The organism is uncultured Stenotrophomonas sp., from assembly GCF_963519125.1.
Taxonomy (GTDB): domain Bacteria; phylum Pseudomonadota; class Gammaproteobacteria; order Xanthomonadales; family Xanthomonadaceae; genus Stenotrophomonas.
Map to the genome: position 1 here is coordinate 36,689 of NZ_CAUQLJ010000016.1, position 11,470 is coordinate 48,158.

Genomic DNA, 11,470 nt, shown 5'->3' on the forward strand with positions numbered 1-11,470 from the left:
ACAAGAACCCTTGATCCGGTCGCGTATGCCGGTTCTGGGCCTTGAACCACCGTCATCAGGTTGCCGTTCTCGGTCTGCACCACGTACTCAAGTCCGCGTGTGGCGGAAACGCCGCGCTCGGTGGCAGCGCCCGCAATGGCGCCGACGACGATACCGCCGATCGCGCCAACTGCATTTGCCCTGTCGCTCCCACCTATCGTTGAGCCAGCGACGCCGCCGGCGGCAGCGCCGGCAGCGGCTCCGCCGCCTTGGCTCCCGTCAATGGACACGGATCTCACGCTGATCACAACTCCGGCAACAGTCCGATTCACCTGCCCGACTGAGCCAATCGAGTAACTGTCAGTTCTAACATTTGGTGCGCATGCGGACAGGGCCGCGGCAACGAAGAGCGCAAGGCAAGCGCGCTTCACTCGCTCACCTGGGAGCTGGGGAACATCGGCCTGCTCGCGTCCACAGTCTCAAGCGCTTGAAGGAACTGCGAGATGTTGTTTTGCGCCGAGCGGCTGATCGATTCACGGGCCCTGACGACACCTGCAAAGGCGTAGTCGAAGGGGACGGTTCCCTCAGCGCTGACGTCCTGCGTGTAGACGATGCTGCCATTGGCGCGATCGATGAGCTCGTATCTCGCGATCGTCTTTGTCGTCATGGATGCGCCAAATCCAGGGATATCGATCGCAAGAATCTTGACAGAGAGGCTGAACTTCCTGGGCGCATCGTCGCGGAAGATTGCCATCTTGTTGAGGGCTTCAGTCATCGCTGTCTGCCACATCTGTGGGACTTCGTGCTGGGCCTGGGCAGGGATTCTGCCCTTGGCCTCATCCGGTCGAGCAAGCGTGACCGTCAGGGACCTGAGCTCACCTTCGATCTTCTTTGTGCTGACGCCGACGCTGGGAACTGAGAAGTTCAACGGCGGGTTTGTGGAGCAGCCGGCCACCGACATCGCGATCGCAGCTGCGAGGAATAGCTTCTTCATCCTTGGTTCCCCTGGGTGTAAGACAAAGCACCTGTCGGCGCCATCAATTAAAGCGATCGATCCTGTTGCGCAGGTAGACCTTTCCGCCGATCAGCGTTCCTTTGGGCATTGGAAAGGCTGGGTACAGGACGGCATTTGCGCTCACCACGTAGATCGCGTCTCCACGATCCTGTAGAGCCTTGATCTGCTGGCCATTGCCTGTGTTGAGCAGATAGATGCCGTCGCCGTCAAAGGACTCCACTCCCGTATCCACCATCAGAGACTCGCCGGGGTTGATGACGGGGATCATGGAATCGCCGCGGCCTGTGACCAGCACCAAGCGGCCTGGCGGCGGCACGAATCCAACCACGGAGCGGATGTAGGTAGGCGCAAAATCCATGCCTCGCACAATGTCCGGGAAGTCCTCATTGATGCTTCCATCGCCCATGTCTGCGTCTCCATCAAGTTGTTGGACGCGAACATAGTCGGGGGCGGTCTCAATCGCTAAGACGGCTGAGACGGCGGGCTCTTCACGCACCGACTTCGGGCCTTTGCCCGTTTCCAGCCAGCGCTGAGAGACGCCGAGAGCGTCGGCGATGACCCGCAACTTCGTGGTTGTCTGCATCCCACCACGTTCCAGCTCTGACAGCGTGCTGTAGCCGATGCCAGTCTTTGAGGCCAGCTCGCGCCGCTCAATGCCTTGTGATTCGCGCTCACGCCGAACGCGGGTGCCGATGGTTTCCATCGAGGAATGGTCACAGAACTCTGTAACAGAATGCTGTTGACTGTACCTACAGGATTCTGTAGCTTTCCTATCCATGGACTGGAAATCTCAAATTCAAGGTTTGATCAGTGCCGGCGCAACCGTTGATTCGATTGCGTCCGGGATGGGTGTTACGCCCAATGCAGTCCGCGAAGTCCTCGCTGGGCGCACTAAGGCGCCGAGAGCCGATGCGGCGTTCCGGCTAGCCCGGATGGTCGATGCCGGCCCGTTGGTGGCTATCGCGAGCCCGCGCGCTGTGATCGGCCCTTTGATCGACAGCCGGATGAGTAAGCGCGCGCTGCGGGCGAAGCTCGGCCTAAAGAGCGACGTGCATCTGGCGAAGGTACTCCAGCTGCCGACGGCCGAAGTTGAGGCTTGGCCGGAAGAGCAGGGCGTCCCGGCCTTGCCGCAGGTCCTGCAGCTCTTGGGCGTCCAGGAACAGCCGGCCGCCGACGCGGCCCCAAACGATCCCGACGCCCAGCGCGTCATTCAAGTGCAGGTGGCCTGATGCGTTACGAACGCACCAAACGCTCGCCGGTCGCGACGATCTCGAAGCCGTCACCGTCGCGATTGACGGCGCTTCCGTCTCCGAGCGTGTATCTGGCAAGCCCTTCGACCCAGCTTGGGCCGTCGAGGTCAGAGGTGTCGATGCGGGTGAAGTGCTTGATAACCCATACCCGTCGGCCGTTCTCGCCGCGCGTTTCGATTTGTTCCGTATCCATGGAGAGCCCCAATGCTTGACCTGACCCCCGAGCAGGCGCGGGAGCACCACCTGGCGCGCATCCGGGCTTACGCCGCGGAGCACGACCTTGCCGGTGAGCATATCGCACAGATCTTCAATGCCGGGTTGGCGGCCGCAAAAAGCCTCCGTCCCGACCTGTTCAAGAGCGAGGAGGCCCTGAATGCGCGCGCTCTCCGATAGGTGGAACCCGCGGCTTTGGCTGCGGGATTGGATCAACGGGCCGTCGGTGCAGGAACTGGCCGCTCGGTCCGAAGGCGAGCGCGTTTCGCGAGAGTTCTTCGACGAGCTTTCGAGGCACTCGCTCCAGGCGAAAGGCGTCAGTCCGGACCAAGCACGTTCCGGGCGTAGCTCAACCACCCCTCCGCCTGCGGCCCCATCTGCTGGTCGGCAAGTTTGCCGATCGGACCTTCTACAGCCCGCTGCGCGCTCACCGAGCGAACCAAGGCGATGTTCTGCTCGATGTGCTCCAGCAGCTCCGCCGGTCGCGGATGCGACTTGAGCGAAGCCATCAATACCGCGTCCATGACTTGGACCTGAGTGAACAGGCTCAGGAACGTCGGGTCCTCGATCAGCTCCATGTCGCCCTCCTTGCGGGCTTTGTTGTTCAGACATCCAGCGTAGCGCAAGGAGGGCGACGCCCTCTTTCCCTGAGTTGAATTCGTCCATGGCGCCCATCGTGCGCCGGCCGGACCCGCCCCGAAACCTTGAAACACCCGTCTTCCCAAGGTGAACCATGACCTGCCGCACCTCCAACCTCAGCTGGCTCGATGTCCTCTACAACTCCGTGCGCAAGACGCCCGGCGGCGTGGCTGACGCCGCAGCCTATCTGGCCGACCGCCGTGGCAAGACCATGCATCCGGAAACCCTGCGCGCAAAGCTGCGCGGTCTGGAGGGTGAATCGGTATCCATCGAGATCGCCGAACTGCTGACCGAGTGGATGCAGGAGAAGGCCGGCGGCAGCGACTACGCCCTGGAGTGGATGCAGGCGCTGGCCGGGCGGTTCGGTATGGCCGTTGACGTGGTTCCCCCGGCCCCCGAAGGCGGCTGGGCAGATGAGGTCGCGGCGGTGCAGCTCAAACTGCTGGAAATCACGACGCGGGTAGGGCGCCTGACCGGCACTGCCGTGGACGCGATGGCCGACCGGCACATCGACAGCGACGAGGCTGCGCTGATGGTGAGCGAGGCCCGCGCGCTGCGAACGATGGCGCATCGCCTGGAGCGGAACGTGGCGCGCGCTGCCTCCAAGGGCAACCCTGCGGCGAAGGCCACCCGATGAACCACCCGGCACGCAATACCGACATCGGCACCAGCCACGCCGCTGCGAACTTCATCGCCTGCAGCGGCATCCAGAAGGACCAGCAGGCCAAAGCGGCCGCGGCCGTGAGGCTGCACCCGGGCCTGACCAGCATGAAGTTGGCGCAGGTGACCGGCCTTGATCGCTACATGCTTGCGCGTCGCCTGCCCGAGCTGCTGAAAGTCGAACGGGTCTGGCGCGGCCCCGCCATGCCGTGCCCGGTCAGCGGCCGCAGCGCCTGCACCTGGTGGCCGGTGGCCCCGGGCGACAACTACACGCTGGCGGTCTGAAGCATGTCCACGATCATCATGTCGCAGTGCTGGCCGCTGCAGCAGCTTAGCGTCACCCAGAAGGCGGTACTGATCTCGCTGGCCGATCAAGCCAATGACGACGGTGTCTGCTGGCCGGCAATCGCGACCATCGGAAAGCGCTGCTGCATGTCGGCGCGCGCTGTGCGCACAGCCATGGACCATCTGGAAGTGGTTGGGCTGCTGTCCCGCGAGCGCCGGTTCAACAGCAGCAACGTCTATGTCGTCACTCCGAGCAACTTCAACGCCGCCGTGGCCAGCACTAAGGGCAAGCGGAAGGCGGCGAAAGCAGGGGATGCACCGGGCGCAGGTGATGCGCCCCATGCAGGGGGTGCGCCCGATGCAGTGGGGGATGCGCCCGGTGCAGGGGGTGAGGCAGCGGGCGCAGGTCTGGAGGTGCGCCCCGTGCCGCCTAACCGTCATATAACCATCAATGAACCGTCAGGAGAACCGTCAGTTCCGGCGCTTGCCGCGCCGCTGTCGAAGGCGGCGCAGGAGGCCCAGATGCAGGAAGCCTGCAAACAGACCTGGGGCGCCTACCGAGCGGCGTACCGGCTGCGGTACTCCGCCGACCCGGTGCGCAACGCCAAGGTCAACGCCAACGTGCGAGACCTGGTGAAGCGGCTGGGCCGGGAAGAGGCGCCGCACGTGGCCGGCTGGTTCCTGGGGGTCAACGAGCAGTACGCGGTGAAGCGGATGCACGACCTGGGCGTGCTGCTGGCCGGGGCAGAGGCGTATCGCACCCAGTGGGCGACAGGCCGGCAGGTGACCAACACCAGCGCCCAGCACACCGACCAGACCCAGTCGAACGTCAACGCCGCCGACGAGGCTATCCAGATGCTGCGCGCACGGAGGGCTGGTAATGCTGTGTGATCACGAACAGGAGACCTTGGCCAAGCTGCTGGTGGCGACCGCGGAGGTGATCGGCGACCAGCTGCGGTCGACAGCCGCGGTGTTCATGGTCTCGGACTTGGCCGCCTACCCGATGCCGTTGCTGGAGCGCGCGCTGTCCGCCTGCCGTCGGGAGTTGAAGGGGAAGCTGTCGCTCGCCGCGATCCTCGAGCGGATCGACGACGGCCACCCCAGCCCGAACGAGGCCTGGGCCATCGCGATGCGGGCGGAGGACGAAGGCGCGACCGTGGTATGGACCGAGCAGACCCGGGATGCCTGGAACGCGGCGCTGCCGCTCGTCGAGGTCGGCGACAGGATCGCCGCCCGGCCGGCGTTTCTGGAGGTCTACACCCGGCTGGTCAAGGAGGCGCGCGCTGCACAGAAGACAGCGACTCACCACGTTTCCCTCGGCGCCGATGCTTCGGGTCGCGACGGTGTTCTGCAGCAGGCCGTTGCCGCCGGGCAGCTGCGGCACGAACAGGTCGCCGAGTTCATCGCCCTGCCGGCTCCATCGCCGGCGTTCAATCCGCTGGCGCTGCTGTCCGGTCGTGTCGAGCCATCGCCGGAAGCCGATGCCCGCACGCGGGCTCGCCTCGCCGAGCTGGCAGAGATCCTCGGCGCGCCGCCCAAGGCAGCCGCATGACCGCAACGCCCGCCCGCATCAACGTCGAGATCCGGCCTGTCAGCGCGCCGGTGTCCGAAGCCGGTTGGTATCTGTGCTTTGGCTACGGCGAGAAGCCGCTGGTGCTGTACGGCTCGCGAGGCCAGACCGCTTGGCGCCATGGCTGCCGCTTCATCCCGATCACCGGCTATGCCGGACCCATTCCAGATGGCGAGCCACCGCGCGCTGCAGCCACCCAATCCAACCGGAGAGCTACCCGATGAAACCCCTTGTGATCTACCACCACAACTGCGCCGATGGGTTCACCGCAGCGTGGGCCGTCCGCCAGGCGATGGACGCCGACTTCCACCCCGGCGTCCATAGCGATCCGGCGCCCGACGTGTCAGGCCGGGACGTGATCCTGGTGGACTTCAGCTACCCGCCGGCGGTCATGCGCGCGCTGCAGCAATTGGCGCGCTCCATCCTTGTCCTAGACCACCACAAGAGCGCAGAGGCCGACCTGCCGGACTTCGGAAACGCCTTCCCGGGAAATGAGGCGCCTGTCGTGTGGCGTATGGACGGCGCGGACTGGGACGGGTGCCGGACCTGGCCGCAGGTGCAAGCAGCCCAACGGGCCGACGAGGAGCGCGGCGGCGACTTCTGCATGATCTACGCGTTGTTCGACATGAACCGCAGCGGCGCGGGCATCGCGTGGGACTTCTTCCACCCGGGCAAGGCGCGGCCGGCATTGCTCGATCACGTCGAGGACCGTGACCTGTGGCGGTTCGCGCTTCACGGCACCCGCGAGATCCAAGCGGCCCTCTTCAGCTACCCCTACCGCTTCGAGGTCTGGGATCAGCTCATGCTGGCGCCGGTGTTTGAGTTGTACCAGCAGGGGCTGTGCATCGAGCGCAAACACCACAAGGACGTAGCGGAGTTGGTGCAGGTCGCCAAGCGCCAGATGGTGATCGGGCACTACAGCGTGCCGGTGGCCAGCCTGCCGTACACCTTGGCCAGCGACGCCGGCCACCTGATGGCGAAGGGCCAGCCGTTCGCTGCCTGCTACTACGACAAGGATGGCGGCCGGGTGTTCAGCCTGCGCTCGACCGACCAGGGCGTGGACGTGAGCGAGGTGGCCAAGCTGTATGGGGGCGGCGGGCACGCGCGCGCTGCCGGCTTCACCGTGCCGCGAACCCATGAGCTGGCGATGGCCTGATGTGGTCGAAGGCACCGCCACCGACTAAGGAAGAGGACGCTCGGATCAGTGCGGCCAAGGAAGGCCCCTGCATGGTCTGTCTGTTGCTCTGCACGCGGAACCTGTTGCCCGGGCACCTGGTGGTCTACGGCTGCGACTACCACCACTGCAAGTCCGGAAACATCCGGCGCGGGCACGCCTTCGGGTTCGCCATGTGCCAGTGGCATCACGAGCGGATTCCGCAGCAGAACAGGTCTTTCGAGTGGATGACCGAGACCTATGGCTGGAGCCTGAAAGATGGCTCACGAACCTTCCACGAACTGTACTGCTCGGACGACGAACTGATCGCCCAGCAGACGTTGGTCAATGAATTGAGACAGGCAGCATGACGAGAAAGTATGGGGAAAGGGCCGCGAGCCTGCGCAAGGTGTTCGAAGCGGCGCCGGAAGAGGAAATGACCCACCAAGTGCTGTTCGAGCGCATGGGGGTGGCCTCTGTCGGGCAGGCGGATGAACGAACCAACATCCGGAACGCGCTGCCGGCACTGGTGCGCTGTGGCTACGTGCTCAAGAAGGGGCTTGGCCCGGACGCCACCTACCGTCATAGCGGCAAGGTGAAACGGCCCAAGGCGGCGGCTCCGCGCGTGCGGCAGCGAAGCGCTCTTGACCGGGCATCCAGACTGGTGCGGACGCGCGCTGCCCGGGTGGAGCTCCAGGCCGCCAACACGCCAGTGCCGGCCAAGCCGAAAGCAGTCGAGTCCGGCGAGACCGTGGAGCAGTTCGAAGCGCGCGGGGGCAGGGTGGAGGTTCTGCCCACGTTCTGGGGTCGGGCGGCTGCATGAGCCACAAAGAGGGAGCGGGGCCGCCGGGCTGGCATTGGGAACTTCAAAGGGGAAGGGCAGATGAGTGAGGGTCGGGAGCTAATGGCTCGGCTTGGGCCGAGCACGGTCAAGTTCGACACCGGTCGTGGCGGGACGCCCGACCTTACCAACCAGGACATCGCAGCTGCACTGGGGATGGTGCCGGCTGGATTGGGCCGCGAACTGCTGGAAGCGCTGTGGTGGCCGGACAGCGGCAGACGTCGCTCGCAGCGGTTGCGCGAGGCGGTGATCCGCTTGGTGGCGCCGGAGTACGTCCGCCAGCAGCAGGCACTGAGTGTGGCCCGAACGGAATTCGGGATTGCCAAGGCGTGCATGGGCTGGGCAGGGAGCCCAGTAACCGATGCCCAGCGGACAGAGCACCGCAGGGCCGAAGCCAAGTTGGAGGCTACTCGCGCGCTGTGCTGGCCGAACAACACCATGGAACAGCTCGGGGTCTTGGCCGGCGCGATTGTCGAGGAAATGGCCAACAGCGGTTGCTGCAAAGCGTGCCAAGGCCTCCGGATCCAAGGCGCGAAGGACGGACGCGGCGTCATTGAATGCGACGCATGTGGGGGCGCCGGAGTGGCGCCACGAAGCGGCCGAGAGCGTGCCACGGCCATCGGCGCCGACCATTCCGCTTATCGGCGCTACTGGCAGCCGGTGTACGAATGGATGCTTGAGCACATGCGCGCGGCTGAATCCCTGGCGGCGAGGGACTTCAACCGGATGCTCGCGCGCGCTGCATAGCGGGGACTTGCCCAGTCCCCAAGAAAGCGGGCAATCTTCCCAGCATCCACACGCAAGCCCCGGTCAAGCCGGGGCTTTTTCTTTGCCCGTATCCCAGCCGGATCAACCCTCGTGCCCAGCCGGCGCAGGGGCGGGCACCCTATCGAGGCGACCATGGCACGCATCACTCCCCAACAAGCAGGCGGCGTGAACGTCGTGGCATTCCTTGACATGCTGGCGTGGGCGGAAGGAACCGATAACGGCAAGCAGCCGACCAAGGACAGCGGCTATGACGTGATCGTCGGTGGCAAGCTGTTCACGAGCTATGCCGACCATCCGCGCGTGCTTGTGGATCTGCCCAAGCTCAAGATTCAGTCCACCGCTGCGGGCCGATACCAGCTGCTGCGCAAGTACTACGACGCTTACCGGAAGACGCTCGGCCTCAAGGACTTCACCCCGCTTAGCCAGGATCTGATCGCATTGCAGCAGATCAGGGAGCGACGCGCGCTGCCGCTGATCCAGGCGGGCAAGATTCCGGAGGCGATCAGAGCGGTCCGCAATATCTGGGCAAGCCTTCCGGGCGCCGGATACGGGCAGCACGAGCGCAAACTCGAAGACCTGTTGGTGGTTTACCAGGTGGCCGGCGGCCGCGTCGGCGGGGTGGGATGATGGAAGAGACGACTGCGCCGTGGTGGCTGGCCGGAGGCGCCGCCGCACTGTGGATTGCGCGAGAGTTCATCGGTGCGGTCCTTACCCGCAAGCAGGACAAAGCAGAATCCGAAGGAAATGTCACGCTGATTGCCGGCCTCACGGCACGTGTCGAGGGTCTGGAGGCGAGCCAGCTCAAGCTGGGCCAACAGCTGGCCGACGAGATGAGGCTGCGGATGGCAGCGCAGGAAGAGGCACACCGACTGCGCTTACGGGTGCTGTCACTGGAATCTTCGTTGCGCGGGCTCGGCGCCGTGATACCGCCGGAGGTGGTCGGATGAACAGGATCTACATAGGCGTCGCCATCGCCTTGGTCACCCTCGCATTCTGGGCTGGGTGGGAATGGCGCGATCGCTCCGCCGACCTGGCCGTGGCCAATGCCGACTTGAAGCAGGCGGTGGCGGTGGTAGACCAGGTCAACGACACCCGCGCTATCGAACACACACAGGCCCAGGACGTGGCCGCAATCGGAGTGAAGCATGAAGAAGACCGTACTGCGGCCGCGAGCCTCCCTGCTGCTGTTATTGCTGAGCTGCGTGCTGATCGTCTCCGGATGCGCGACGGTTGGTCGAGCTGCGAAACCCAGCGTGTGTCCGACGCTGCCGCCGCCACCGGCGAACGTGATGCGGCAACCCAGCGCAGAGAAGAGTTTGCGGGAGCTGTTGTTCGAGCCGGCCGCGACGCCGACGACCAGCTCCGCGCCTGCCAAGCCGTCATCGCCGCAGACCGGGCCGAGGTGAGCCCCTGATGGGCAATGGCACCGCCGGGCGAAGGATGCTGGCGCTCGGGCGACTCAAGGCCGGAGAGATGAACAAGACCGAGGCCGCATACGCCGTACGGTTGTCCGGTCTGCAGGCTGCCGGCGGGATCCATTGGCATCGGTTTGAAGGCCTGAAGCTGCGTCTGGCCGATAACACCTTCTACACCCCTGATTTCGCGGTGATGGCCGCAGATGGGGTCATGGAGTGCCACGAGGTAAAGGGCCACTGGCAGGACGATGCCAGGGCCAAGATCAAGATCGCCGCGGCCATGTATCCGTTCCGCTTCATTGCGGTGAAGGTGCGGCGAAAGCGCGACGGCGGCGGCTGGGAAGTGGAGGAATTCTGATGGCAATGGGTCTGCGCGCATCGATCCGCATGCGCTGGTGGCTACGTTGCTACCTCGCGGCAGTGGTCTGGTTCTCCCGGGCAACAGGCATGGAGCCTGACTGGGACCGGGTGGAGGGCTGGATCCGCCGTGGCTTGGTGCTGCGAACAATGAGGGTCACTGATGGACGCTGCAGGGATTGAAGCACTAAAGGCGGCGCAGGCCGTCGAGCAGAACGCTCGCATTGATCGCCTTGTAGGGGTCATTGAGCAGCAGGGCAAGCAGATCGCCGAACTGGCGGTGCACGTGGGGCTTCTGGTGCAGGCCGTCGCGCAGCTCTTGGGTGAGGAAGCCGGCGCACCGGTCCAAGAGGATGGTGCCGAGCCTGAGCGCGTTGACCTTGACGGGAAGCCCTACTGATGGCAGCCGCGCCCAGCCCGCGCCGGGGCAGGACGCGACAGACCGGCGGCAGCGCTTTCGCCCATCTGTATGGGACGGCGCGCTGGCAACGCACGCGGAAGGCGCAGCTTGATCGCGAACCGTTGTGCAGCATGTGCAAGGCGCGAGGACACGTCACCGTCGCGACGGTATGCAACCACACCAACGGGCACCCAGCTGGCGAGACCGAGGAGATGTTCTGGAACGGTCCGTTCGACAGCCAATGCGCCAACTGTCACGGCAGTGACCAGGCGCGGCTGGAGCGGGGCTCGGTCCAGATCCGGGGATGCGACGCCGACGGGTGGCCGATAGGCACCTGACAGGTTCCACGTCATTGCGTTCCACGCGGCAAGGGTAGGGGGGGTGAATTTATGACGGTGGCCGGCTCCTAGACCGTCCTCCCCCCTTTCCTTCCGTATCCACAATTCACGGGACGACCCAGCGAGGGGCGTCCGACCCGTCAAAAACGCGCGGATTTACAGAGGTTTTTCATGGCTAGGCCCCGATTGCCCGTCGCAAAAGCCGCGACCGGTGGGGCGGCCGTCAAGAACCCAGGGCGCCACGCTGGCAGGAAGAAGCCGAAAGGCACGCGGGCGCTTGGCGAGCCCTACAAAACAATGACGGCGGCGCAGAAGCGCGCATGGGCGGAGTTCGAGGAGGAGATGCCATGGCTCAACGCATCTCACCGCGTTCTGCTCAGGCTCGCGTGCTTCTGGACGGCAAAGATGGACGACCCCCAGGCTGACTTCGGTGTGTCTGCAACTCAAGCGCTTAGCTCGATCCTCTCGAAGCTGGGCGCCACACCGGTTGATGAGTCAAAGGTTTCGCATGGCACAGACGAAGACGACCCCGACGATGAGTTCTTCGGGGGCGCCGGCGCCGGTAGATCGCACTAAGGCCTACGCCT

General features: G+C 64.9%; 21 protein-coding genes. 17 read left to right on the forward strand and 4 right to left on the reverse strand.

All coding sequences use genetic code 11. The features are described from left to right. Positions 1-406 precede the first annotated feature (406 nt). Entirely contained in the window at positions 407-973 is a 567-nt protein-coding gene (locus tag RYM47_RS14225) for a UDP-N-acetylglucosamine acyltransferase (protein WP_315388713.1), read from the reverse strand. A 43-nt stretch (positions 974-1,016) separates the two neighbouring features. After that, entirely contained in the window at positions 1,017-1,697 is a 681-nt protein-coding gene (locus RYM47_RS14230) for a helix-turn-helix transcriptional regulator (protein WP_315388714.1), read from the reverse strand. A gap of 73 nt (positions 1,698-1,770) precedes the next feature. Here RYM47_RS14230 and RYM47_RS14235 point away from each other — a divergent pair, with 73 nt between their 5' ends. Further along, on the forward strand, positions 1,771-2,223 hold the full coding sequence (locus RYM47_RS14235) for a hypothetical protein (protein ID WP_315388715.1): 453 nt from the start codon (positions 1,771-1,773) through the stop codon (positions 2,221-2,223). A 4-nt stretch (positions 2,224-2,227) separates the two neighbouring features. Here the strand turns inward: RYM47_RS14235 and RYM47_RS14240 are convergent, their stop codons facing one another. Continuing rightward, positions 2,228-2,437, reverse strand: a complete 210-nt coding sequence (locus RYM47_RS14240; protein ID WP_312327893.1) for a hypothetical protein — start codon at positions 2,435-2,437, stop codon at positions 2,228-2,230. An 11-nt stretch (positions 2,438-2,448) separates the two neighbouring features. On the opposite strand from RYM47_RS14240, the gene RYM47_RS14245 reads away from it, so the two are divergent. Continuing rightward, the gene (locus RYM47_RS14245; RefSeq protein WP_315388716.1) at positions 2,449-2,637 is read left to right on the forward strand and encodes a hypothetical protein; all 189 of its coding nucleotides are present in this window, start codon (positions 2,449-2,451) and stop codon (positions 2,635-2,637) included. A 137-nt stretch (positions 2,638-2,774) separates the two neighbouring features. Here the strand turns inward: RYM47_RS14245 and RYM47_RS14250 are convergent, their stop codons facing one another. Further along, positions 2,775-3,035, reverse strand: a complete 261-nt coding sequence (locus RYM47_RS14250) for a hypothetical protein (protein WP_312327896.1) — start codon at positions 3,033-3,035, stop codon at positions 2,775-2,777. A 155-nt stretch (positions 3,036-3,190) separates the two neighbouring features. On the opposite strand from RYM47_RS14250, the gene RYM47_RS14255 reads away from it, so the two are divergent. From RYM47_RS14255 to RYM47_RS14325, 15 genes are all read left to right on the forward strand, one after another. After that, positions 3,191-3,733, forward strand: a complete 543-nt coding sequence (locus RYM47_RS14255) for a hypothetical protein (RefSeq protein WP_315388717.1) — start codon at positions 3,191-3,193, stop codon at positions 3,731-3,733. Further along, a complete protein-coding gene (locus RYM47_RS14260; protein WP_315388718.1) occupies positions 3,730-4,041 on the forward strand; it encodes a winged helix-turn-helix domain-containing protein in 312 nt (103 codons plus the stop codon). Before RYM47_RS14255 ends, RYM47_RS14260 begins: the two co-directional genes overlap by 4 nt. Positions 4,042-4,044: 3 nt before the next feature. Then, positions 4,045-4,932 (forward strand): helix-turn-helix domain-containing protein, encoded by an 888-nt coding sequence (locus RYM47_RS14265; RefSeq protein ID WP_315388719.1) that lies wholly within the window; start codon positions 4,045-4,047, stop codon positions 4,930-4,932. Between the two features lie 16 nt (positions 4,933-4,948). Further along, positions 4,949-5,593, forward strand: a complete 645-nt coding sequence (locus tag RYM47_RS14270) for a hypothetical protein (RefSeq protein ID WP_315388720.1) — start codon at positions 4,949-4,951, stop codon at positions 5,591-5,593. Further along, a complete protein-coding gene (locus RYM47_RS14275) occupies positions 5,590-5,835 on the forward strand; it encodes a hypothetical protein (RefSeq protein ID WP_315388721.1) in 246 nt (81 codons plus the stop codon). Before RYM47_RS14270 ends, RYM47_RS14275 begins: the two co-directional genes overlap by 4 nt. Next, a complete protein-coding gene (locus RYM47_RS14280; protein WP_315388722.1) occupies positions 5,832-6,767 on the forward strand; it encodes a DHHA1 domain-containing protein in 936 nt (311 codons plus the stop codon). The genes RYM47_RS14275 and RYM47_RS14280 overlap by 4 nt, the downstream gene beginning before the upstream one ends. Continuing rightward, on the forward strand, positions 6,767-7,135 hold the full coding sequence (locus tag RYM47_RS14285; RefSeq protein ID WP_315388723.1) for a Ref family recombination enhancement nuclease: 369 nt from the start codon (positions 6,767-6,769) through the stop codon (positions 7,133-7,135). Before RYM47_RS14280 ends, RYM47_RS14285 begins: the two co-directional genes overlap by 1 nt. Next, positions 7,132-7,587: a hypothetical protein gene (locus RYM47_RS14290; RefSeq protein ID WP_315388724.1), complete on the forward strand. Its 456-nt coding sequence runs from the start codon at positions 7,132-7,134 to the stop codon at positions 7,585-7,587. Before RYM47_RS14285 ends, RYM47_RS14290 begins: the two co-directional genes overlap by 4 nt. A gap of 60 nt (positions 7,588-7,647) precedes the next feature. After that, positions 7,648-8,352, forward strand: coding sequence for a hypothetical protein (locus RYM47_RS14295; RefSeq protein WP_315388725.1), 705 nt, complete (start codon positions 7,648-7,650; stop codon positions 8,350-8,352). Positions 8,353-8,505: 153 nt separating this feature from the next. Then, positions 8,506-9,000, forward strand: coding sequence for a glycoside hydrolase family 104 protein (locus RYM47_RS14300; RefSeq protein WP_315388726.1), 495 nt, complete (start codon positions 8,506-8,508; stop codon positions 8,998-9,000). Continuing rightward, on the forward strand, positions 9,000-9,320 hold the full coding sequence (locus tag RYM47_RS14305) for a hypothetical protein (RefSeq protein ID WP_315388727.1): 321 nt from the start codon (positions 9,000-9,002) through the stop codon (positions 9,318-9,320). Before RYM47_RS14300 ends, RYM47_RS14305 begins: the two co-directional genes overlap by 1 nt. Further along, positions 9,317-9,787, forward strand: a complete 471-nt coding sequence (locus tag RYM47_RS14310) for a hypothetical protein (RefSeq protein WP_315388728.1) — start codon at positions 9,317-9,319, stop codon at positions 9,785-9,787. Before RYM47_RS14305 ends, RYM47_RS14310 begins: the two co-directional genes overlap by 4 nt. Continuing rightward, positions 9,787-10,146, forward strand: a complete 360-nt coding sequence (locus tag RYM47_RS14315) for a DUF1064 domain-containing protein (protein WP_315388729.1) — start codon at positions 9,787-9,789, stop codon at positions 10,144-10,146. The genes RYM47_RS14310 and RYM47_RS14315 overlap by 1 nt, the downstream gene beginning before the upstream one ends. A 162-nt stretch (positions 10,147-10,308) precedes the next feature. Beyond that, the gene (locus tag RYM47_RS14320; RefSeq protein ID WP_315388730.1) at positions 10,309-10,545 is read left to right on the forward strand and encodes a hypothetical protein; all 237 of its coding nucleotides are present in this window, start codon (positions 10,309-10,311) and stop codon (positions 10,543-10,545) included. Positions 10,546-11,054: 509 nt separating this feature from the next. Next, a complete protein-coding gene (locus RYM47_RS14325) occupies positions 11,055-11,459 on the forward strand; it encodes a hypothetical protein (protein ID WP_315388731.1) in 405 nt (134 codons plus the stop codon). Positions 11,460-11,470: the final 11 nt, after the last annotated feature.

Excerpts from the sequence above, each read along its gene's own strand:
- RYM47_RS14225 (WP_315388713.1), bottom strand. The coding sequence starts at position 973 with ATGAAGAAGCTATTCCTCGCAGCTGCGATCGCGATGTCGGTGGCCGGC.
- RYM47_RS14230 (WP_315388714.1), bottom strand. The coding sequence starts at position 1,697 with ATGGAAACCATCGGCACCCGCGTTCGGCGTGAGCGCGAATCACAAGGC.
- RYM47_RS14235 (WP_315388715.1), top strand. The coding sequence starts at position 1,771 with ATGGACTGGAAATCTCAAATTCAAGGTTTGATCAGTGCCGGCGCAACC.
- RYM47_RS14240 (WP_312327893.1), bottom strand. The coding sequence starts at position 2,437 with ATGGATACGGAACAAATCGAAACGCGCGGCGAGAACGGCCGACGGGTA.
- RYM47_RS14245 (WP_315388716.1), top strand. The coding sequence starts at position 2,449 with ATGCTTGACCTGACCCCCGAGCAGGCGCGGGAGCACCACCTGGCGCGC.
- RYM47_RS14250 (WP_312327896.1), bottom strand. The coding sequence starts at position 3,035 with ATGGAGCTGATCGAGGACCCGACGTTCCTGAGCCTGTTCACTCAGGTC.
- RYM47_RS14255 (WP_315388717.1), top strand. The coding sequence starts at position 3,191 with ATGACCTGCCGCACCTCCAACCTCAGCTGGCTCGATGTCCTCTACAAC.
- RYM47_RS14260 (WP_315388718.1), top strand. The coding sequence starts at position 3,730 with ATGAACCACCCGGCACGCAATACCGACATCGGCACCAGCCACGCCGCT.
- RYM47_RS14265 (WP_315388719.1), top strand. The coding sequence starts at position 4,045 with ATGTCCACGATCATCATGTCGCAGTGCTGGCCGCTGCAGCAGCTTAGC.
- RYM47_RS14275 (WP_315388721.1), top strand. The coding sequence starts at position 5,590 with ATGACCGCAACGCCCGCCCGCATCAACGTCGAGATCCGGCCTGTCAGC.
- RYM47_RS14280 (WP_315388722.1), top strand. The coding sequence starts at position 5,832 with ATGAAACCCCTTGTGATCTACCACCACAACTGCGCCGATGGGTTCACC.
- RYM47_RS14285 (WP_315388723.1), top strand. The coding sequence starts at position 6,767 with ATGTGGTCGAAGGCACCGCCACCGACTAAGGAAGAGGACGCTCGGATC.
- RYM47_RS14290 (WP_315388724.1), top strand. The coding sequence starts at position 7,132 with ATGACGAGAAAGTATGGGGAAAGGGCCGCGAGCCTGCGCAAGGTGTTC.
- RYM47_RS14295 (WP_315388725.1), top strand. The coding sequence starts at position 7,648 with ATGAGTGAGGGTCGGGAGCTAATGGCTCGGCTTGGGCCGAGCACGGTC.
- RYM47_RS14300 (WP_315388726.1), top strand. The coding sequence starts at position 8,506 with ATGGCACGCATCACTCCCCAACAAGCAGGCGGCGTGAACGTCGTGGCA.
- RYM47_RS14305 (WP_315388727.1), top strand. The coding sequence starts at position 9,000 with ATGGAAGAGACGACTGCGCCGTGGTGGCTGGCCGGAGGCGCCGCCGCA.
- RYM47_RS14310 (WP_315388728.1), top strand. The coding sequence starts at position 9,317 with ATGAACAGGATCTACATAGGCGTCGCCATCGCCTTGGTCACCCTCGCA.
- RYM47_RS14315 (WP_315388729.1), top strand. The coding sequence starts at position 9,787 with ATGGGCAATGGCACCGCCGGGCGAAGGATGCTGGCGCTCGGGCGACTC.
- RYM47_RS14320 (WP_315388730.1), top strand. The coding sequence starts at position 10,309 with ATGGACGCTGCAGGGATTGAAGCACTAAAGGCGGCGCAGGCCGTCGAG.
- RYM47_RS14325 (WP_315388731.1), top strand. The coding sequence starts at position 11,055 with ATGGCTAGGCCCCGATTGCCCGTCGCAAAAGCCGCGACCGGTGGGGCG.